At 71.5% G+C, this 19,270-nt stretch carries 22 protein-coding genes; 15 read left to right on the top strand and 7 right to left on the bottom strand.

Annotated elements, in window-relative coordinates; all coding sequences use genetic code 11:
* The 8 genes from CRYAR_RS23895 (at nt 1) to CRYAR_RS23860 (ending at nt 7,679) form a co-directional block, all read left to right on the top strand.
* Nucleotides 1-699: a Crp/Fnr family transcriptional regulator gene (locus CRYAR_RS23895; protein WP_035855367.1), complete on the top strand. Its 699-nt coding sequence runs from the start codon at nt 1-3 to the stop codon at nt 697-699.
* A 128-nt stretch (nt 700-827) separates the two neighbouring features.
* Nucleotides 828-1,544, top strand: a complete 717-nt coding sequence (locus CRYAR_RS43540) for a hypothetical protein (protein WP_157018018.1) — start codon at nt 828-830, stop codon at nt 1,542-1,544.
* Complete coding sequence (locus tag CRYAR_RS23885) at nt 1,541-3,925, top strand: hypothetical protein (protein WP_157018016.1); 2,385 nt, start codon at nt 1,541-1,543, stop codon at nt 3,923-3,925. Before CRYAR_RS43540 ends, CRYAR_RS23885 begins: the two co-directional genes overlap by 4 nt.
* Complete coding sequence (locus CRYAR_RS23880) at nt 3,922-4,860, top strand: hypothetical protein (RefSeq protein WP_157018014.1); 939 nt, start codon at nt 3,922-3,924, stop codon at nt 4,858-4,860. Before CRYAR_RS23885 ends, CRYAR_RS23880 begins: the two co-directional genes overlap by 4 nt.
* 5 nt (nt 4,861-4,865) lie before the next feature.
* Complete coding sequence (locus CRYAR_RS43535) at nt 4,866-5,366, top strand: Pycsar system effector family protein (protein ID WP_157018012.1); 501 nt, start codon at nt 4,866-4,868, stop codon at nt 5,364-5,366.
* A 27-nt stretch (nt 5,367-5,393) separates the two neighbouring features.
* Complete coding sequence (locus CRYAR_RS23870; protein WP_035866078.1) at nt 5,394-6,071, top strand: DUF2461 family protein; 678 nt, start codon at nt 5,394-5,396, stop codon at nt 6,069-6,071.
* A 28-nt stretch (nt 6,072-6,099) separates the two neighbouring features.
* Nucleotides 6,100-6,825, top strand: a complete 726-nt coding sequence (locus tag CRYAR_RS23865) for an SDR family oxidoreductase (protein ID WP_035855364.1) — start codon at nt 6,100-6,102, stop codon at nt 6,823-6,825.
* Nucleotides 6,825-7,679 (top strand): SDR family oxidoreductase, encoded by an 855-nt coding sequence (locus CRYAR_RS23860; RefSeq protein ID WP_035855363.1) that lies wholly within the window; start codon nt 6,825-6,827, stop codon nt 7,677-7,679. Before CRYAR_RS23865 ends, CRYAR_RS23860 begins: the two co-directional genes overlap by 1 nt.
* Here the strand turns inward: CRYAR_RS23860 and CRYAR_RS43530 are convergent.
* The gene (locus CRYAR_RS43530; RefSeq protein ID WP_051570863.1) at nt 7,634-8,443 is read right to left on the bottom strand and encodes a helix-turn-helix domain-containing protein; all 810 of its coding nucleotides are present in this window, start codon (nt 8,441-8,443) and stop codon (nt 7,634-7,636) included. The two genes, CRYAR_RS23860 and CRYAR_RS43530, sit on opposite strands and share 46 nt — an antisense overlap.
* Before the next feature lie 84 nt (nt 8,444-8,527).
* Between CRYAR_RS43530 and CRYAR_RS23850 the strand changes: the two genes are divergently transcribed.
* The 6 genes from CRYAR_RS23850 to CRYAR_RS23825 all read left to right on the top strand — a co-directional run bounded on the left by CRYAR_RS23850 (nt 8,528) and on the right by CRYAR_RS23825 (nt 12,909).
* Entirely contained in the window at nt 8,528-9,130 is a 603-nt protein-coding gene (locus CRYAR_RS23850; protein ID WP_035855362.1) for an SACE_7040 family transcriptional regulator, read from the top strand.
* A 14-nt stretch (nt 9,131-9,144) separates the two neighbouring features.
* Nucleotides 9,145-10,281: an acyl-CoA dehydrogenase family protein gene (locus tag CRYAR_RS23845; RefSeq protein WP_035855361.1), complete on the top strand. Its 1,137-nt coding sequence runs from the start codon at nt 9,145-9,147 to the stop codon at nt 10,279-10,281.
* On the top strand, nt 10,278-10,748 hold the full coding sequence (locus CRYAR_RS23840; RefSeq protein WP_035855360.1) for a MaoC family dehydratase: 471 nt from the start codon (nt 10,278-10,280) through the stop codon (nt 10,746-10,748). The genes CRYAR_RS23845 and CRYAR_RS23840 overlap by 4 nt, the downstream gene beginning before the upstream one ends.
* Before the next feature lie 87 nt (nt 10,749-10,835).
* The gene (locus tag CRYAR_RS43525) at nt 10,836-11,336 is read left to right on the top strand and encodes an SRPBCC family protein (RefSeq protein WP_051570862.1); all 501 of its coding nucleotides are present in this window, start codon (nt 10,836-10,838) and stop codon (nt 11,334-11,336) included.
* Nucleotides 11,333-11,671 carry a YciI family protein gene (locus tag CRYAR_RS23830; protein WP_035855357.1) on the top strand — a complete coding sequence of 113 codons (339 nt, stop codon included), beginning with the start codon at nt 11,333-11,335 and terminating at the stop codon, nt 11,669-11,671. The genes CRYAR_RS43525 and CRYAR_RS23830 overlap by 4 nt, the downstream gene beginning before the upstream one ends.
* Nucleotides 11,668-12,909, top strand: coding sequence for an RNA polymerase sigma factor (locus CRYAR_RS23825; protein ID WP_051570861.1), 1,242 nt, complete (start codon nt 11,668-11,670; stop codon nt 12,907-12,909). Before CRYAR_RS23830 ends, CRYAR_RS23825 begins: the two co-directional genes overlap by 4 nt.
* A 1-nt stretch (nt 12,910) precedes the next feature.
* Here the strand turns inward: CRYAR_RS23825 and CRYAR_RS23820 are convergent, their stop codons facing one another.
* From CRYAR_RS23820 to CRYAR_RS23805, 4 genes are read right to left on the bottom strand one after another with little or no spacing between them, the layout of a single operon-like run.
* Nucleotides 12,911-13,372, bottom strand: a complete 462-nt coding sequence (locus CRYAR_RS23820; RefSeq protein ID WP_035855356.1) for a MaoC family dehydratase — start codon at nt 13,370-13,372, stop codon at nt 12,911-12,913.
* Nucleotides 13,369-14,874 carry an acyl-CoA synthetase gene (locus CRYAR_RS23815; protein WP_035855355.1) on the bottom strand — a complete coding sequence of 502 codons (1,506 nt, stop codon included), beginning with the start codon at nt 14,872-14,874 and terminating at the stop codon, nt 13,369-13,371. The genes CRYAR_RS23820 and CRYAR_RS23815 overlap by 4 nt, the downstream gene beginning before the upstream one ends.
* Nucleotides 14,867-15,736: an amidohydrolase family protein gene (locus CRYAR_RS23810; protein ID WP_035855354.1), complete on the bottom strand. Its 870-nt coding sequence runs from the start codon at nt 15,734-15,736 to the stop codon at nt 14,867-14,869. The genes CRYAR_RS23815 and CRYAR_RS23810 overlap by 8 nt, the downstream gene beginning before the upstream one ends.
* On the bottom strand, nt 15,733-16,632 hold the full coding sequence (locus CRYAR_RS23805) for an SDR family oxidoreductase (RefSeq protein WP_035855353.1): 900 nt from the start codon (nt 16,630-16,632) through the stop codon (nt 15,733-15,735). Before CRYAR_RS23805 ends, CRYAR_RS23810 begins: the two co-directional genes overlap by 4 nt.
* Before the next feature lie 54 nt (nt 16,633-16,686).
* Between CRYAR_RS23805 and CRYAR_RS23800 the strand changes: the two genes are divergently transcribed.
* Nucleotides 16,687-17,121, top strand: coding sequence for a MarR family winged helix-turn-helix transcriptional regulator (locus CRYAR_RS23800; protein ID WP_035855352.1), 435 nt, complete (start codon nt 16,687-16,689; stop codon nt 17,119-17,121).
* Here CRYAR_RS23800 and CRYAR_RS23795 read toward each other — a convergent pair.
* Both CRYAR_RS23795 and CRYAR_RS23790 read right to left on the bottom strand, forming a co-directional pair.
* Nucleotides 17,081-18,556 (bottom strand): amidase, encoded by a 1,476-nt coding sequence (locus CRYAR_RS23795; protein WP_051570860.1) that lies wholly within the window; start codon nt 18,554-18,556, stop codon nt 17,081-17,083. The genes CRYAR_RS23800 and CRYAR_RS23795 overlap by 41 nt on opposite strands.
* On the bottom strand, nt 18,553-19,269 hold the full coding sequence (locus CRYAR_RS23790; protein WP_035855351.1) for an alpha/beta fold hydrolase: 717 nt from the start codon (nt 19,267-19,269) through the stop codon (nt 18,553-18,555). The genes CRYAR_RS23795 and CRYAR_RS23790 overlap by 4 nt, the downstream gene beginning before the upstream one ends.
* Nucleotide 19,270: the final 1 nt, after the last annotated feature.

The raw sequence follows: 19,270 nt of genomic DNA, 5'->3' as shown, positions 1-19,270 counted from the left end.
ATGAGTCAGACGGATGCGTCCGGCGATTCCTGGTTACCGGGAAGCTTTCTCGGCCGCCTCGAACCAGCGGTGCGCGCGCAGATTCTCTCGACGGGAGTGCGCCGCCGGTTCGAGGCGGGACAGGTTCTGCTTCATCAAGACGACCTCAGCACGCACGTATACCTGCTGGTATCGGGGGTCGTCAAGGTCACTGTAGGCACCGCCGGCGGCCGCACGATCTTCCTCTCGGTGCGAACCGCGGGAGAGGTCGTCGGCGAGCTCGCCGCCACCGACGACGGGCCGCGGACGGCCACGGTAACGGCCTGCGGGGTCGTGCACGCCCGGGAGATCAACGTCCGTGACTGGCGGGAGTTGCTCGCCACCCGGTCGAGCGCGAGCGCAGCACTGCACTTCGTACTCACCGAGCGCCTGCGTGCGGCGACCTCTCGCCGGATCGAGCTCGGCGAACACCCCGCCTCGGTACGGGTCGCTCGTATCCTCGCGTACTTCGTCCGGCGTTACGGCGAACGGTACGAGCACGGCTGGGAGCTGACCTTCCCCCTCACCCAGCCCGAGCTCGCGGCCGCGGCGGAATGCAGTCTGACGTCGACGCAGGGCGCGCTGCGCGAGCTGCGGTTGCGCGGGGTGATCGAGACACGCTACCGCTGGTTCGTCGTGCGCGATCTCGTTGCTCTCGAGGACCACGCCGGCCTCGACTGACAGTTCTTCCTCGCCAGCCCCAATGCCTCAGTTCGGGCTTTTCTCGGATTCCGCGTCCGTGGAGAGTGTCCTGATCGCCGAGGTGGGGAGCAGGGATGGGTAACGAGGAAGCCGAGTTCAGATCGATCGTGGGGCTCGACATCGAGGACTACAGCGGGCGCGATCGACGGGGGCAGTCCGAGATCCGGCGCGATCTCCAGGAGATCGTGGAAGCCGCCTTCGCCGAGTTCCGGGTCTCGATCGACCCGCGCGAGGTGCAGGAGACGGGCGACGGTGCGCTCCTGCTGGCGCCGCCCGCGCTGTCGTCGGCTCGACTCGTCGCCGACCTGCCCCGCGAACTGGCCGCGCGACTCGCGCGTCGCAATCGGGACCGAACGCGCGCCGGCGCTCTCCGGGTACGCCTGGCGTTGGGGTGCGGTCACGTCGCCGCCGGTATCAACTGGGCTGGCGACCCGGTCGTCGAGACTGCACGCATTCTCGACGCCCCGGGCGGACGGGAGGCGCTGCGCGATGCGCCGGAGGCGTCGGTGGTCCTGGTGCTGACGGAGTGGATGCACCGGGAGACGGTCGGGGCCGGAGCCCGTGACCTGCGACCAGAGCAGTTCGCGGAGCAGACGATCGGAGCCGGCTCGAAGGCCGCAGGCCTGCGTTATTTCGTGCGACTGCTGCCGGTGGGCTCCGGTCACCCACGAGAGCAAGCCCACGCTCCAGCCCCACCCGGTCCTCCCGCTGCGGGCCGTTCGGTCGGCACCAATTCAGGCGTCGTCGCGATGGGGGACCACAGTGTGGCGGCCGGCGGCGACGTTCACGGCACTCTGTCGTGGGGAGCCGGTTCGCGGCGATGAGCGACGACGACGACGCGAAGACCGCGACGGATCAAGCGACCGAACCGGCGCCGGCGGACGGCGGACCGGCCGCCGACGACAGTGTTACGACCACCGAGCCCGCTGGTACCCCGGGGACCGACAAGAACGACGACAAAGACGACAAGCGGCCGAAGCGCGAGAAGAAGACCCGCAAGGGTCTCAAAGACGAGGGCGCCGCGGGGGAGGCGCTGCGCGATGACGACTACAACCCGACGGAAGAGGAGTTGCTTCACGATTTCCGGCAGGAGGGCGTTCGCCTCTTCACCGGGCCTGGCGGCCGCAGGATCGACACGAATCAGGGCACCGCATCGCTCGGCGACCACTCCCAGTCGGCCGGGAACGATATTGTCAACAACTTCTTTGAAGCCGGAGCGCGCCGATTCCTGGGAATCGCCTGGAACCCACGCAGTCGAGAGTGGATCACTCAACTGCAGGACTACTTCGTCGAAGGGACGCCTGACGAAAGTGGCGCGACCAGCCTGCGCCGTCTGATCGAGGCGTTGAACACCGCGCCCGACGGAGTGGTGTGCGTACGCGGACAGGTGGGGTCCGGGCGCGAGACGCTGGCGATCCGCGCACTCCACGAGGTCGTCGGGGTGGACGCGTTCGGTGGAACGGCCACCACGGATCCACAGCGTCTCCGGCCGGACGATCTCGAAGTAGGCACCGGCTATGTGATCGGTGTGAGCGCCCTCCTGGCCCATTCCATCGAGGAGACCGTCGAGCACGTCCGGAGCGTCGCCGCGCGCCGCACGACGAAGATCGTGTTGTTGCTCGCGCCCGAGGTCGTAGTGCCAGGAGCTGTGGTCTCGCACGCCGCACCTGATTCGCTCGCCGTCCTGCGGGCTCTGCTCCACCGTCGGGACCGCATCGGGGTACCGGAGGATCTGCTCGGCTCGGCGGACGTCCGCGGGGTGCTCGTTGGTGCGCCGCTGTCCGAGGTCAGCACGATCGCGCTGGAATTGGGCGACGCCGTCCGTTCCGGCCGTCCGTACACGTTCCGGAGCAAACTCCGGCGGACGGCGCTCGAGAAGTTCCGAGCGGCGGCAATCGATCCACCGGGGAACGCGGAGGCCGGCGGCGCGTCCGGCGAGCCGAAGGCGGCGGACGAGTCGTCCGCCGGCGCTGCGAATCCGGAATGCGTTCAGCTCTTCCGGCGTGCGTTCCTCGTCTCGGCCGCGATCTTCTACGGTCTGCCGTTGGCGTCGGTGACGAAGGCGACCACGTCCTTGGCCCAGTACCTCGCCGCGGACGACGCGGATCTGGCGAAGGCCATGGTGCCGTTCACGCAACCGACTCCCGCGTTGCTGACATGGCTGGAGGCAGACCCCCAGGTTCCCACTGCGGATACCGGACTGGACCCGGTGGGACGTCGTACGGTTCGTCTGCAGAAGCCCCAGATGGCTGACGTCATCCTCGAGGTCGTCTGGAACGACTACCACCTCGTGGGCGAAATGCTCCTGGAATGGTTGCACCGATTGGCCGTCGGCGGTGTGCCGGGACTGAACGCGGAACCGGAGCTTCGCCTTCGGGCGGCGCAAGCCGTGGGACGGCTGGCCGTCTACGATTTCGCGGCCGTGAAGGAGCGGATCGACAAGTGGATCAACGAGAACGCGGCCGGCCGGCGTGCCGCCGGTCTGGCCGCACAAGTGATCCTGGCCGATTCCCGGACGGGGGCGGCGTTCGCGCGCGAGGTCAGTGGTTGGACCTATCGTGCGTTCCCGTGGCGGCAGGTCGCGCTGCTCGTCTACAGCCGAACACTCGATGAGGATCAGGTGCCGGCTGCGCTCGCCCTTCTGCGTTATGCGGCACCGCAACAGCAACACGCTTGGTCCTACGCCGGAGCGGCGGTGTTCACCAAGATCCTCGTCCAGCCAGGCGGCGCCGAGCACGTCTTCACCTTGCTCGACGAGTGGTACCGAAGGGTCGCCACAGCACCCCGGCGCGACGTCGGCCGGGGACGGGATGCGACGGCCGCGCTGAGCTTGACCGCAGCGCGGTGCGCACTGCTGGTCGGCGAGTACGCCGTGGGGGCGTTCCCTGCGGAGCTGCGTACGACCCTGACGACGAACGCCCGGCATTGGGAGCTGTTCGTGTGGGCGTGGAGTTTGGCGTTGACACGCTCGGAGGTGTTCGGCGACGGCTGGCGTCTGCTGGCCCGGTGGGTCGAGCGCTCTGATACCGATCCCGTGCTCCGGGCAGTGTGCCGCCGGCTCCTCGCGGCGCTCCACCAGCACGACCGGATTCGGATCAAGCTCACGTTCTACGCCCGGGTGTGGCGGGCCGGTTGGCGTGCGCCGCGACCGGAGTCCGAACGCCTACTCGCCCACCTTCTCGTTCCGCAGGGAGCGCGCTCATGAGCTTGGGAAACCGTCGCCCGATCACCCCGAAGCAAGCGTCCAGACTTCTGCAGGCCAAAGAGTCGAAGCCGGACAGCACTGTGGAGCCACCAGCACGGCTTGCCGTGCCGGTCCGCCCGACGGCGAGCTTGCCGTCGCGAATACTGGCCTGGCTGCTGACTCCGCGGTGGCGACGCACCTATTACGCCCCGTTCACCATGGCGGAGCCAATCGCCGTTCCCTCGGCCGGTGACATCTACGACTTCTCGGTCCGGCTTCGATGCGGCTGGACCGGCGTAGCCTTCGGCGTCGCAAGCCTGACCCGGCATGCTGAGCCCTATCGCGCTGCCGTCTGGGAGAGCATTCTGGAAGAAACCCGCAGGACAATGCGGTCGTTCCCACCGGAACAGGCACTCGACGCCGAACGGGAACTGAACGAGCGCCTCGCGGCGTTGGCCGAGAACGCACACGTCAAAGGCGGACGACTGACCTGGTCCGCGCGGGCGGAGATCTCGGTCCACGACGGCGTGCAGAGGCTCCATCAAGAGAAATTCGACCGGGTCTTCGCTCGAGCGGCTGAGCACGCCTTCTCGGAGACCCTGATTGAGTACCACCGCGAGCGGGTTGCGGACTGGCAGAAGCTCCTAGCGGACATCGGGATCAACACGCCGGGGGAGGAACCCCCGCCCTTCCTGGCCCGGTACCTGCTACGTCTCGCCCATGATCCGAACCGGGCGCCTGACATCGTGGACGACCTGTCAGTGAACCGGGAGGAGAAGGACGAGGAACTCGTCGCCATCGTGCTGGAGGCGCGCGACGCGGCGGAGAGGGCCGGGCTCCTCGAGTTCGAGGCGGCGTACGACTCGGCGCTGAAGCGGCTGATGGACTGGGCCGGTCTGCCGCTCCCGGATCATCTCGCGTCGATGCTTGCAGAAAACGGGCACAAGCCTTCGTGACTCCGATGGACACGGAAGCGCCGCTCGTCTACGCCCGCCGAATGCTCACCGAGGCGCGCGAGGAAAGGGCTCGGGCCGATACAAAAGCGGCGCTGCTGCTGGCGACCGTCGGGCTGGTCGCCAGCGTCGGAGGCGGCACGCTGGCGGCCCGCTCGTGGCGTCCGTCGCTGCTGGGGCCGGTGGCGGAGCCCTTCTGGTGGTTGAGTGCCCTGGGTTTCCTGACGAGCGCAGTGCTGTTCCTGGCCGCGGTATATCCGCGACTCGCGCGGCCCAGGGGCAGGTCCGTGGGTGCGGTCGCGTACTTCGGAGACGCGGCGCGCGCCCGCGACGTTGAGGTGCTCATCGAGGCTCTCGAACAGTCGGCCGCCGCGGAGCTGACCTTGCTGGCCGAACAGCTGCACACGGTCGGGACGATGGCGGCGGCCAAGTACGTACTGATCCAGATCGGGATCTGGGTTCTCGTGGGCGCCGCCGTGTTGCTGCTGGGGGTCCTGGTGCTCGGCTGAGGCGCTCGCGATGGGCAGAATATGGTCATGGGGGAGTTCGCAGGGTTCGACGCCGGGGTCGTCGCGTGGTTCGAAGGACTGGAGGCCGACAACTCGCGGGAGTACTTCGGCGCGCACAGGGCGTACTACGAGCGGGAGGTCCGCGGGCGGTTCGGTGCGCTGCTCGCGGACCTCGCCGCGGAGCTCGGCGGCGAGGTGAAGGTGTTCCGCCAGCACCGGGACGTGCGGTTCGCGGCCGACAAGTCCCCGTACAAGACCCAGACCTACGGCCTGCTGACCGGGTCGTCGCTCAGCCCGGCCGGCCTGTTCGCCGCGATCTCGGCCGACGGGCTGGCCGCCGGCACCGGGTACTGGCGGATGGCCCGCGACCAGCTCGTCCGTTACCGCGCGGCGGTGGACGACGAGTTGGCCGCGCGTGTCGCCGACGCCGTGGACGCGGGGCTCGAACAGTGGAGCCAGGGGTTGGCGACCGCGCCGCGGGGGATCCCGCGGGACCACCCCCGCATCGAGCTGCTCCGGCTCACCAGCGTCACGCTCGGGCGGCGGCGACCGGCCGGCGGCGGGATCGGCGCCGACGAGGGCCGCGTGTTCGTCCGCGAGACCTGGCGGACGGCGGCCCCGGTGCTCGCCTGGCTCGACGAGCACGTCGGACCCAGTACGGAAGAGCAATCCTGGGGACGAGGGGCGCAACGCCGGGGAAGGTGACCGCGCGAGGCCGGGGCACCAGAGGTGCATGACAAGAACAGCCCTGGTCACCGGAGGATCCGGCGGCATCGGACGCGCGGTCGCGCAGCGTCTGGCCGCCGACGGAATGAACGTGCTCGTGCACTACGCGGGCAACCCGCGCCGCGCCGACGTGGTCGTGGACGCGATTCGGGAAGCGGGCGGCACCGCCACCGCCGCCCAGGCCGACGTCGCCGAGGAGACCGACGTGGCCGCGCTCTTCGAGACCGCCGAGCGCGAGTACGGCGGCGTCGACGTCGTCGTCCACACGGCCGGAATCATGATTCTCGCCCCGCTCGCCGAGCTGAAACTCGACGACCTCGACCGCATGCACCGCACCAACATCCGCGGCACGTTCGTCGTCAACCAGCAGGCCGTCCAGCGCGTCCGCGAGGGCGGCGCGATCATCAACTTCTCGACCTCGGTCGTCAAGCTCGCGCTGCCCACCTACTCGGCCTACGCGGCCTCGAAGGGCGCCGTCGACGCGCTCACGCCGGTCCTGGCCCGCGAGCTGCGCGGGCGGGACGTCACGGTGAACGCGGTCGCGCCCGGCCCCACCGCGACACCGCTGTTCCTGGACGGCAAGGACTCCGAGACCGTCGACCGGATGGCGAAGCAGGCCCCGCTGGAGCGCCTCGGGGTGCCCGAGGACATCGCCGAGGCGGTGGCGTTCCTCGCCGGCCCCGGCCGCTGGGTCAACGGCCAGACCGTGTACGTCAACGGAGGGATCGCCTGATGAGCCGGATCCTGATCACCGGCGCGTCCAGCGGCTTCGGCGCGATGACCGCGAAGGCGCTCGCCGACGCCGGCCACACCGTCTACGCCGGGATGCGCAACATCGCCGACCGCAACCGCCGGGCCGCCGAGACGGCGGGCGAGTACGCCCACGTCGTCGAGATGGACGTCTCCGACCAGGCGTCGGTCGACGCCGCGGTCAAGCAGGCCGGCGAGCTCGACGTCGTCGTGCACAACGCCGGACACATGGTGCTCGGGCCGACCGAGGCGTTCACGCCCGAGCAGCTCGCCGAGGTGTACGACACCAACGTCCTGTCCACCCAGCGGGTCAACCGGGCCGTGCTGCCGGGGCTGCGTGCGCGCGGCGACGGCCTGCTGGTCTGGGTCGGGTCGAGCAGCACGCGCGGGGGAACGCCGCCCTACCTCGCGCCGTACTTCGCGGCCAAGGCGGCCGAGGACGCCCTCGCGGTCAGCTACGCCGCCGAGCTCGCCCGCTTCGGCATCGACACGACGATCATCGTGCCGGGCTCGTTCACCACCGGCACGAACCACTTCGCGCACGCCGGGCACGCGTCCGACGAGGAGATCGTCGCGGCGTACGACGAGCGCTACGCCGGCCTGCTCGACCAGGTGTCGCAGAAGCTGGCCGCACTCGCCCCGCCCGACGCCGACCCGGAGGAGGTGGCGCGCCAGATCGTCCGCGTCGTGGGTCTGCCCAGGGGGGAGCGGCCGTTCCGGGTGCACATCGACCCGGCGAACGACGGCGCCGAGGAGGTCAACGCGGTGGGCGACCGGGTGCGGTCGGAGTTCTACGAGCGCGTCGGGCTCTCCGACCTGCTCTCCCCACGCCGGTAGTCGGTGGGGGAGACGCCGTACTCGCGGCGGAACGCGGTGGCGAACTGCCCCGGGCTGCGATAGCCGCACGCGAGCGCGATGCGCTGCACGGACTCCGGCCCGGCCAGGAGCTCGGCGCCGCGACGCAGACGCAGGTCGCGCAGGTAGCGGTGGGGTGTGCGGCCGGTCGCGCGGGTGAACAGTCGGACGAAGTGGTACTTGCTGACGTTCGCCTGCGCGGCCAGCGCGTCGAGAGTCACGTCGTCGGAGAGATGGGCGTGCATGTACCCGACGACGCGGTCGACCTGCCGCCGGCCCAGCGGGCCGGGGTCGCGGCGGGGGTGCGAGGCGAGCTGGACGGCAAGCGCCTGCGCCATCGTGTCGGCGTAGAGCGTCGGAGCGTCGCGCCGCACCGCGTCGCCGAGCGAGGTGCCCAGGGCGCTGACCAGCGGATCGTTGGTGACCAGGGCGTCGGGCAGACCGGTCGCGCCCGCGAAGAGCGCCGGTCGCAGCCGGATGTGGACCGACTCCATCGGGTCTGGGCGCAGCGCCGTCCAGCGCAGCTCGGAGGTGTTGCCCGGCGCGGTCAGTCCGACCGAACCCGGGTGGTAGGTGGTCCGCCCGGAGGCGCTCGCGATCGTGTAGTGGCCGCTCAGGACCGTGACGACGAGCAGGTCGTCGGTGGCGGCGGTGCGGAACGGCTCGGCGACCGGAGGATCGAGGTACAGCGCGGCGGAGACGGTGTTCCAGTCGCGCGATCGCAGTAATCGCGAGGGCAGGGTCACGTCTGTTTCCTGTCTCGGTGGGCGGTTACCTAAACGCCGTGTCGGCTGAGTAAACTTCGGTTAACTGAGCTGGACGGAGCGGTGATGGAGCTCGCCGAGCCCACGCGGCGGAGCATGCAGAAGGCCGACCGGCGTCGGCAGTTGCTGCGTGCCGGTGCGGAGCTGATCGCCGAGCGCGGGTTCCCCGGCGTGCGCCTGGAGGATCTGGGCGCCGCCGTCGGCATCAGCGGCCCGGCCGTCTACCGCCACTTCGCGAGCAAGGAAGCCCTGCTCGTCGAGATCATGGTCGGCATCAGCGACCGCCTGCTGCGCGGCGGGCACGCGGTCGTCGTCGGCGCGAGCACTCCCGACCGGGCGCTGCACGGGCTCGTCGATTTCCACCTGGACTTCGCGTTCGGTGAGCCGGAGCTGATCCGGATCCAGGACCGTGACCTGACCGCGCTGCCTGCCGACGCGCTGCACCGGGTGCGCCAGACCCAGCGCACCTACGTCGAGCTGTGGGTGACCGTGCTGTGCGCGGTACGGCCCGGGCTGGCCGAGGACGACGCCCGGGTGCAGGCCCACGCCGTGTTCGGCCTGATCAACTCGACGCCCTACAGCGCGGCGGCGGCACCGCCCGGCCGTTCGCGGGAGATCCTCCGGGGGATGGCGCTGGCCGCTACGCTAGCTTCAGTTAATGACGACTAACTGAAGGACCGGGTATGAGCGACGACCTGCTTCCCGAGGACCAGCGCGATCTGGTGCTGGCCGTCCGGGACTTCGCCCAGAAGGTGGTCGCTCCGGTGGCCGCCAAGCACGACGCCGAGCATTCGTTCCCGTACGAGGTCGTGGCCGGCATGGCCGAGATGGGGCTGTTCGGCCTGCCGTTCCCCGAGGAGCACGGCGGCCAGGGCGGGGACTACTTCTCGCTCTGCCTGGCGCTGGAGGAGCTCGGCAAGGTCGACCAGAGCGTCGCGATCACGCTCGAAGCCGGGGTGTCGCTCGGCGCGATGCCGGTGTACCGGTTCGGCAGCGCGTCCCAGAAGGAGACCTGGCTGCCGTCGCTGACGTCCGGGCGCGCGCTGGCCGCGTTCGGGCTCACCGAGGCCGGCGCGGGCAGCGACGCGTCCGGTACGCGCACGACCGCGCGCCTCGACGGCGACTCGTGGGTGGTCAACGGCTCCAAGCAGTTCATCACGAACTCCGGCACCGACATCACGACGCTCGTCACGGTGACCGCGGTGACCGGGCCGAAGGAGATCTCGACGATCCTCGTGCCGACCTCGACGCCGGGTTTCCGCGCCGAGCCCGCGTACGACAAGGTCGGCTGGAACGCCTCCGACACGCACCCGCTGTCGTTCGACGACGTCCGGGTGCCGGGCGAGAACCTGCTCGGCGAGCGCGGCCGGGGCTACGCCAACTTCCTCCGGATCCTCGACGAGGGGCGCATCGCGATCGCGGCGCTGGCGACCGGGGCCGCGCAGGGCTGCGTCGACGAGTCGGTGCGGTACGCGAAGGAGCGGGTGGCGTTCGGCTCGCCGATCGGCCGGCACCAGGCGATCGCGTTCAAGATCGCGCGGATGGAGGCGCGTGCGTACACCGCCCGGGTCGCGTACTACGACGCGGCCGCGCGGATGCTGGCCGGGAAGCCGTTCAAGAAGCAGGCGTCGATCGCCAAGCTGGTCGCCAGCGAAGCGGCGATGGACAACGCGCGCGACGCCACCCAGATCCACGGCGGCTACGGCTTCATGAACGAGTACGCGGTGGCCCGGCACTACCGGGACAGCAAGATCCTGGAGATCGGCGAGGGCACCACCGAGGTGCAGCTGATGCTCATCGCGCGGGAGGCCGGCCTGTGAAACGCATCGTGCAGCGGGGCCTGTGGTTCGAGGAGTTCGAGACCGACGTCGTCTACGACCACCGCCCCGGCCGCACGGTCACCGAGGCCGACAACGTGCTGTTCACGACGCTGACCATGAACACCCAGGCGCTGCACCTGGACGCGGCGTTCGCCGAGGGCACCGCGTTCGGGCAGCGGCTGGTCAACTCGATGTTCACGCTCTCCACGCTCGTCGGCCTGTCGGTGGCGCAGCTGACCCAGGGCACCATCGTCGCCAACCTCGGCTTCGGCGCGGTGACGTTCCCGAAGCCGCTGTTCCACGGCGACACCCTCTACGCCGAGACCGTCGTCACCGACCGGCGCGAATCCGCGAGCCGCCCGGGCGAGGGGATCCTGACGTTCACGCACACCGGCCGCAACCAGCACGACGAGGTCGTCGCCACCGCCGTGCGCACCACCCTGGTCCGCAAGCGCCCGCCGGCGTGAGCCACGTCGGAAGAATTCTCTGACGCGACGGTAGTGAGGCGCCTTTCCCGTTCGTCACTCGTCGGGACAACGGGAAAGGAGCCCATCATGGATTTGGTGACCGGCGCCGAAGTAACGGTCGCGCTGACCGTTCCAGGGAACCGCGAACACCTGTGGGATCTCGTCACCGCCATCGAGCGCATCGGCGAGTGGAGCCCCGAGACGAACGCCGCGAACTGGTGCGACCCCGGCACCGGTCCGGTCGAAGGTGCCCGCTTCCAGGGGCACAACCGCTTCCCGAGCGGACTCGAAAGTACGGTGACGTGCGTGGTCACCGAAGCCCAGCCGCCGAGCACCTTCGCCTGGCACGTCCTCGACGCCGCCGGTGACATCGGCTCGACCTGGCGCTACGAACTGCGCCCCACCGCCGAACCCGGTGGCACCGTCGTGCGGCACACGTTCACGCACGGACCCGGCCGCACCGGCCTCCGCGCGGACGCCGAACAGGACCCGCGGTCGGTCGACGACCGCCTGGTCCGCCTCTGCCGGATCATGACCACGACCATCGTCGCGATGGCGACCGACCTCAGCCAGGGAGCACGACGATGAAATACCTGATGCTGGTGTGCACCGACCCCGAGCACACGCCCGATGAGAACGACGGTGCGCCCGCGATCGAGGACTGGGTGGACGAGATGAACGCGCGCGGAACCCGTCTGCTGGGCGACCGCACCCGGCCCGCGACCGACGCTACGACCGTGCGGGTGCGTCAGCGCGAGGTGCTGCTCACCGACGGCCCGTACGCCGAGACCAAGGATCAGATCGCGGGCTTCGACGTCCTGGACTGCGCCGACCTGGACGAGGCCATCGAGGTCGCGTCCAAGCACCCGATGGCCTGGCGCGGCCTGATCGAACTGCGCCCGGTCTGGCCGCTGGGCGAGTGACCGACCCGGCCCGCGACGGCACCGCCACGCCCCCGGACCGGGACACCGCGGTCAACGCGCGGGTCGCGGCGGTCTACGCCGAGGGGTGGAGCCGGATCGTGGCGACGATGATCCGCTTCACCGGCGGCGACTGGGACCTCGCCGAGGAGTGCGCCCAGGACGCGTTCGCGCAGGCGCTGCGCACGTGGCCGGCCGCCGGCGTCCCCGCGCAGCCGCTGGCCTGGCTGACCACCACCGCGCGCCGGCGCGCGATCGACCGGATCCGGCGCGCGGGGGTGGAGCAGGCGAAACTCCGGGAGCTCCCCCCGGAGCCCCCGGAGACGCCGGGCACCGGCATCCCCGACGAGCGCCTCGAGCTCATGTTCACCTGCTGCCACCCGGCGCTGAGCCTCGAAGCGCAGGTGGCGCTGGTGCTCCGCACGCTCGCCGGACTCAGCACGGCCGAGATCGCGCGGGCCTTCCTGGTGTCCGAGAAGACGATGGGCCAGCGCCTGTTCCGGGCCAAACAGAAGATCAGGTACGCCGGGATCCCGTTCCGGGTACCGCCGCCCGAGGCGCTGCCCGACCGCCTCGCCGCGATGCTCCACGTGCTGTACCTGCTCTACAACGCCGGCTACGGCGACCCGGCCGCCGTGCGCCTGAGCCAGGAGGCCGTCCGGCTCACCCGCGAGCTCGCCGTGCTGATGCCCGACGAGGCCGAGGTGCTCGGCGTGCTCGCGCTCATGCTGCTGCACGAGGGGCGCCGGCCCACCCGCGTCGACGCCGGCGGTGAGCTGGTGACGTTGAGCGAGCAGGACCGGTCCGGCTGGGACCGGGGCCTGATCGCCGAAGGAGCCGAGCTCTGCGAGCGGGCACTGCGTCGCGGCCGCGCCGGACCGTTCGGTCTCCAGGCGGCGATCGCGGCCTGCCACGCCACCGCACCCACCGCCGGCGCCACCGACTGGGCGCAGATCGTCGGCCTCTACACCGAGCTCGCGCGCCTCGCGCCCGGCCCGATCACCGAGCTCAACCGCGCGGTCGCGGTCGGCGAGGCCGACGGCCCCGGTGCGGCGCTGGCGCTGGTGGACGCCCTCACCGGGCTCGAGGACTACTACCTGTTCCATGCGACCCGCGCCGACCTGTTCCGCCGCCTCGACCGCCCGGCCGAGGCCGCCGACGCCTACCGCGCGGCCCTGCGCACGGTGCCCACGCCGGCCGAACGCCGCTTTCTCGACGCCCGGCTGCGCGACCTCGGGTGACTCAGCGCGGGCCGTACGTCCGGAAGATCGGCTCGGCGATGCACACCGGCTTCGCGGCGCCCTCGGCCTCGATCACCGCGGCGACCGTGAGCTGGTAGCCCCCGTCGACCTCGTCGACGCCGGTGAGCGTCGCGGTGAGCCGGATCTTGGAGCCCACCGGCACCGGCGCGGGGAAACGCACCTTGTTCAGCCCGTAGTTCACGCCCATCGTCGCGTCGGTGACCGTGAGCACCTGCGACCACATCGGGATCAGCAGCGACAGAGTCAGGTAGCCGTGCGCGATCGGGCCACCGAACGGGCTCTCGGCCTTCGCGCGCTCCGGGTCGGTGTGGATCCACTGGTGGTCGCCGGTGGAGTCGGCGAACAGGTTCACCCGCTCCTGCGTGACCTCGAACCAGTCGCTGGAGCCGAGCTCCGTGCCGGCGAGCTTCGGGAGTTCGGCCACCGTGGTCGTGGTGCTCATGACTGGAGTTCCTTCCGGAGGTCGGGCTTGTAGATCTTGCCCGTGGCGGTCTTGGGGAGTTCGGGGACGAACCGGATCTCGCGCGGCACCTTGAAGCCCGCCAGCCGCTGGCGCAGCGCGTCGCGCAGAGCGTCCGGGGTGGCGTCACCGGACGTCACGACGAACGCGAGCCCGACCTCACCCCACTTCTCGTCGGGGACGCCGATCACCGCGGCCTCGAGCACACCGGGCAGCTCCAGCAACGCCGACTCGACCTCGGCCGGGTACACGTTCTCGCCGCCGGAGATGATCATGTCCTTGTAGCGGTCGCGGATGTAGAGGTAGCCCTCGGCGTCCACCGACCCGGCGTCCCCGGTGTGGTACCACCCGTTGACCAGCACCTCGGACGTCCGCACCGGGTCGTTCCAGTACCCGGCCATGATGTTCGGGCCCTGCACGACGACTTCGCCGACCTCGTCCGGGCCGGCCTCGGTCCCGTCGGGGCGGACCACCCGCAGGTCGGTGAAGAACACCGGCTTGCCCGCCGAGCCGACCTTGCGCACGGCGTCGGTCGAGTCGAGCACCGTGCAGCCCGGCGCGGCCTCGGTCATGCCGTAGCACTGCTGCATGGTGACGCCGCGGTCGAGCCAGGTGCGCAGCGTCGGGAGGGGCAGCGGGGCACCGGCGGCGCCGATCGTGCGTAACGCCGACAGGTCCCGGGTGGCGAACCCGTCCTGGCGCGACATCGCGTCGAGCATCGTGGGCACGGCGAAGAACGACGTGACCCGCTGCTCCTCGATCACCGCGAGCGTCTCGGCCGGGTCGAACCGGCGCACGAGCACCGCGCAGCCGCCGCGCAGGAGCGTCGGGTTCACCGTGCCGTTGAGCCCGCCGATGTGGAAGAGCGGGGCGAGCGCCAGCGTGCGTTCGTCCTGCGCGAAGTCCATGCCCATGAACTGGTTCACGGCGTTCCAGGTCATGTTGCCGTGGGTGAGCACCGCGCCTTTCGGGCGCCCGGTGGTGCCCGAGGTGTACATGATCAGGCACGGGTCCTCGAGCGCGACGTTCAGGTCGCGGAACTCGGGGTCGGTGAGCAGTTCGTCGTAGGGCAGCGAGTCACCGGTGGGCGGCTCCGCCGCCACCCAGTGGCGCACGTGCGTCTGCGACCGCAGCGCGTCCGCGACGTGCCCGTGGTCCTTGCCGTGGACGACGACCGACGTGCCGGAGTGTTCGAGCACGTAGCGGGCCTCGGGCGCGGTGAGCCGCGCGTTGACCGGCACCCACACCGCGCCGAGCTGGCCGCACGCGTAGAGCGTCTCGAGCGCGGCCGGATGGTTCGTGCCGAGCCACGCGACCCGGTCGCCCGGCCGGACGCCGAGCCCCGCGAGCGCGCCCGCGACCCGCCGGATCCGGTCGGAGAACTGCAGGTGCGACGTCGTCACGCCCTCGAACCACAGCGCGTCCCGGTGCGGCGAGATCGTCCGACGCCGCTCCGGCCACGACCCGAGGCCCGCGTTACGCACGGCCCAACCCTAGGGCCTTGATCGCGTTCTGTTTCATGATCAGCGGACGAACCTCGTCCTTGATCTCGAGTTTCTCGAAGTCGCCGACCCAGCGCTCCGGGCGGATCAGCGGGTAGTCCGAGCCGAACAGCACCTGGTGCTTGAGCTGGCGGTTCGCGGCGTGGACGAGCTGCGGCGGGAAGTACTTCGGCGACCAGCCGGACAGGTCGATGTACACGTTGGCCTTGTGGGTGGCGACCGAGATCGCCGCGTCCTGCCAGGGCACCGACGGGTGCGCCATGATGATCGTCAGGCCGGGGAAGTCCGCGGCGACGTCGTCGAGCAGCATCGGGTCGGAGTAGCGCAGCTTGATGCCGCGGCCGCCGGGGAGCCCCGCGCCGATGCCGGTCTGGCCGGTGTGGAACAGCGCCGGGACGCCGAGCGCCTCGAGCTCCGCGTAGAGCGGGTACACCGCGGGGTCATTGGGCAGGAAGTTCTGGAAGCTCGGGTGGAACTTGAAGCCCCGGACGTTCTTCTCCTCGACCAGCCGGCGGGCCGCGCGCACCCCGGCCTTGCCCCGCGCCGGGTCGATCGACCCGAACGGGATCAGCACGTCGGGGTACTGCGCGGCCAGGTCGGCGATCTCGGTGTTCGACAGCGCGGGCTGACCGGTCGCGGCCTCGGCGTCGACGGTGAAGATGACCGCGGCCATGTTCAGGCGCCGGTAGTCCTCGGCGATCTCCGGCACGGTCGGGTCGTACGGCTCGCCCTTGAAGTACTTCGCCGCCGCACCCGACAACTCCGGGTCCAGCGCGAGGTGACCGTGCTGGTCGGCGTGGACGTGGACGTGGACGTCGATCGCGGTCAGGGCGTCGACGTTCATTGCGGTGCCTCGGGCAGTTGCTGCCCCACGGTCTGCTGGGAGGCGGCGAAGCGGTCGGGCCAGACGTCCGCGATCGCGTCGGCCGACCAGCCGGTGCCGTCCGCGAACTCGACCGCCACCTCGGTGGGGTGGCTCCAGAGCGCGAGGCGGTCGCCGCCGATGCCGACGGCCTGCCCGGTGATGCCCTCGGCCGCGTCGGAGGCGAGGAACGCGATCAGCCCGGCCGCGTCCTCCGGCGTGCCGAAACCGAGCTCCCGCCGGGCGAACGGCGGCAGCTCCTCGCCGTTGCGCAGCGCCTCGATGTACGGCTTGACGAACGGCAGCGTCTCGGTCATCGCGGTCGCGGCCACCGGCACCACCGCGTTGACGGTGATGCGGGCGCGGGCCAGCTCCATCGCCCAGGTGCGGACCATGCCGACGATGCCGGCCTTCGCGGCGGCGTAGTTCGTCTGCCCGAAGTTGCCGACCTGGCCGGTGGGGGAGCCGATGCAGATGATCCGCCCGCCCTCGCCCTGCTCACGCAGCTTCACCGCGGCGGCGCGGGTGCAGGTGAACGTGCCGCGCAGATGGGTGGTGATGACCTCGTCGAACTGCTGGTCGGTCATTTTCCAGAGCGTGGTGTCGCGCAGGATGCCGGCGTTGTTCACCAGGATGTCGAGGCGGCCGAACTCGGAGACGGCGCGGTCGACGAGCGCCTGCGCGGCCTCGCTGCTGCCTACCGGGACGACCTCGGCGACCGCGGTGCCGGATATCGACTTCACCGCGGCCTCGGCGACCGCGGCGTCGACGTCGTTCACGACGACCTTCGCGCCGTGGGCGGCGAGCCGCTGGGCGTAGGCCAGACCCAGGCCCCGTCCACTACCAGTGACGATGGCTACCTTGCCGGACAGATCCATAGGGCCACGCTAGAGTGAACCATTGAGAGTGTCAATTAATGAGGAGCTCATCTAATGCCGTTCGTCGACAACATCGGATTCCTGATGTCCCGGGCGAGCGGCCAGCTGGTCCGCGCGACGAACGCGGCGCTGGCCGAGGACGGGCTGCGGGTCCGTCAGTACTCGGTCCTCGCGCTCGTCTGCGAGTCGGACTCCGGGCTCTCCCAGCGTGACCTGGCCGAGGTGCTGGCGCTCGACCCGAGCCAGGTCGTCGCGCTCGTCGACGACCTGCACCGGGCCGGCCTGGTCGAGCGCCGCCCGTCGCCGGCCGATCGCCGCACCAAGCTCGTCGTGCCGACCGAGCGCGGCCGCGGGGCCGCGGTCCGGGTCGGGGAGCGCGCCGACGCGCGGCTCGCCGACCAGCTGGGTGCGCTCAGCCAGAGCGAGCAGGACACGTTGCGTGCCCTGCTCAGCCGGGTGATCGGCCTGGACGTCCCGGCCGCGCCCTGACGCCTCGGGGTGCGGCCGCCTCGAGTGACTCGGCCAGCGTCAGCACCAGGCCGTCCCGACCCGGGGCGGCTCCGAGATGGACACCGACCGGCATGCCGTCACCGTCCCGGCCCCACGGGATCGAGATGCCCGGCCCGCCGGTGACGTTGAACATCGCGACGAACGGCGAGAGCCGGAAGATCTCCCCGAACAGCTCCGCGGCCGGACGCGCGGTGGTGACCGTGCCGAGCGGCGGCGCCGGCCACGCCGTGGTGGGGCTCAGCACCACGTCGACCCCGGCGAAGCGCGCGGCCAGGTCGAAGGCCAGCCGGTGCAGGTCGTGCAGCGCCCCGACCAGGTCGGTCGCGCGTAGCCCCCGCCCCCGCTCGACGACCTCGCGGACGGCCGGCTCGAGCAGCGCGTCGCGGTCGGGCGGCACCAGGCGGGCGAGGTGCGCACCGGCGATCGTGCCGAACAGCGGCCCGATCCGGCTCGCCTCGTCCACCGGCGCGAGGGCCCGGACGTCGTGCCCGAGGTCGGCGAGCGCCCCGGCGGCTCCGTCGGCCGCCGCGGCCCAGGCCGGGTGCACCGCGGCTCCGGACGGCCCGGCGGTGAGCACCGCGACCCGCACCGCCCCAGGTTCCGGCGCCGCTCCGCGCTCGGGCACGCCGCTCGGCGCGCGGAGCGGCGCCACTCCCCGCTCGGGTGCGGGGCAGGGGAGCCACTCGCCGGGCGCGGCGCCTGCGGTCACCGCGAGGACCAGGCGGGTGTCGGCCACCGTGCGGGTGATCGCGTGCTCGTGGCTGAGCCCGAACCAGTCGTCGAGCCGGTGCGGGCCGGCCGGGTTCACCCCGCGGCTCGGCTTGAACCCGACGACCCCGCACCAGGCCGCCGGGATGCGCGCCGACCCGCCGGAGTCGGTCGCGTGCGCGAACGGCACCAGCCCGGCCGCGACGGCGGCCGCCGCGCCGCCGCTCGACCCGCCTGCCGACCGCCCCGGATCGCACGGGTTGCGCACCGGCCCCCAGAGCGCCGGTTCGGTCGTGATGCCGAGCCCGAACTCCGGGGTGTTGGTGCGGCCCAGGATCACCGCACCGGCGCCCCGGAGCCGCCCCACGAGCGTCGAGTCACCCACCGGCCGGGCATCGGCCAGCGCCCGCGAACCGCGCCGCAGCGGAAGGTCGTCCGCGTCGGCCTGCAGGTCCTTGAGCAGCGTGGGCACCCCGGCGAGCGCCCCGTCGGCCCCGAGCGCCCCGTCGGCCCCGAGCGCCCCGTCGGCCCCGAAGACCCCACCCGCTCCGGACGCGTCCGCCGGAGGGACCAGCTCCACGACCGCGCCCAGTTCCGGGCGCGCCGCGATCCGGCGCCTGGCCTCGGCGGCGAGCTGCGGGCCGAGGCCCGGCTCGGCCCGCACCGCGGCCGCGATCCGCGCGAGCGGCGCGTCGAGCAGGCTCATTCCCGGCCGGCGTCGATCAGCGCGACCGCCAGCGCGCCGGGGTCGGAGAACATCAGCTCGTGGCCGCCGGGCACCACGACGAGCCGGAAGTCGCCCAGCCGCTGCGACATCCCCGGGTGCCAGCTGAACTCCGCCGCCGGGAACACGTTGTCGCCGTAGGCGTAGACGTACGACCGCGGCACCGCCAGCTCCGCGAACCCGGCCAGGTCCACCGGCTCCGCGCTGCGCGCCAGCGGCTCGGGCGAGGTCAGCTCGTACGCGCGCTTCGCGGTCTCGGCGTCGGCGTCGTTGAGCAGGTGGTCGCGGAAGTACGGCCAGGGCAGCGTGAGCGTCCCGTCCGGCGCGGCCAGCGTCCCGAACGCCGCCGCGGCCGACGCCGGCACGTACGAGAACACCGACGCGGAGTCGGCGAGCACGTAGGCGTTGTAGAACACCAGCCGGGCCAGCCGGTCGGGCACCCGCAGCGCGGCGAGCTGCACCACCGCACCGCCGAAGCTGTGCCCGACCAGCACGACGTCGGTCAGGTCCCGGTCCTCGATCAGGTCGGAGACCGCGGCGGCGGTCGCGGCCATCGTGACGCCCGGCTCGGCGCGGTGGCCGTTGCCGGGCAACGTCAGCGTGTGGGCTTCGTGGCCCTGGCTCTCCAGCGCGGTGACGGTCCCGGCCCAGCACCGCTCGTCCTGCCAGGACCCGTGCACGAGTACGAATCTCATG

Origin of the sequence: Cryptosporangium arvum DSM 44712, assembly GCF_000585375.1 — a bacterium.
GTDB lineage: Bacteria > Actinomycetota > Actinomycetes > Mycobacteriales > Cryptosporangiaceae > Cryptosporangium > Cryptosporangium arvum.
Note: the sequence above shows the minus strand (reverse complement) of the source record. Positions and strands in the feature narration are given on the sequence as shown.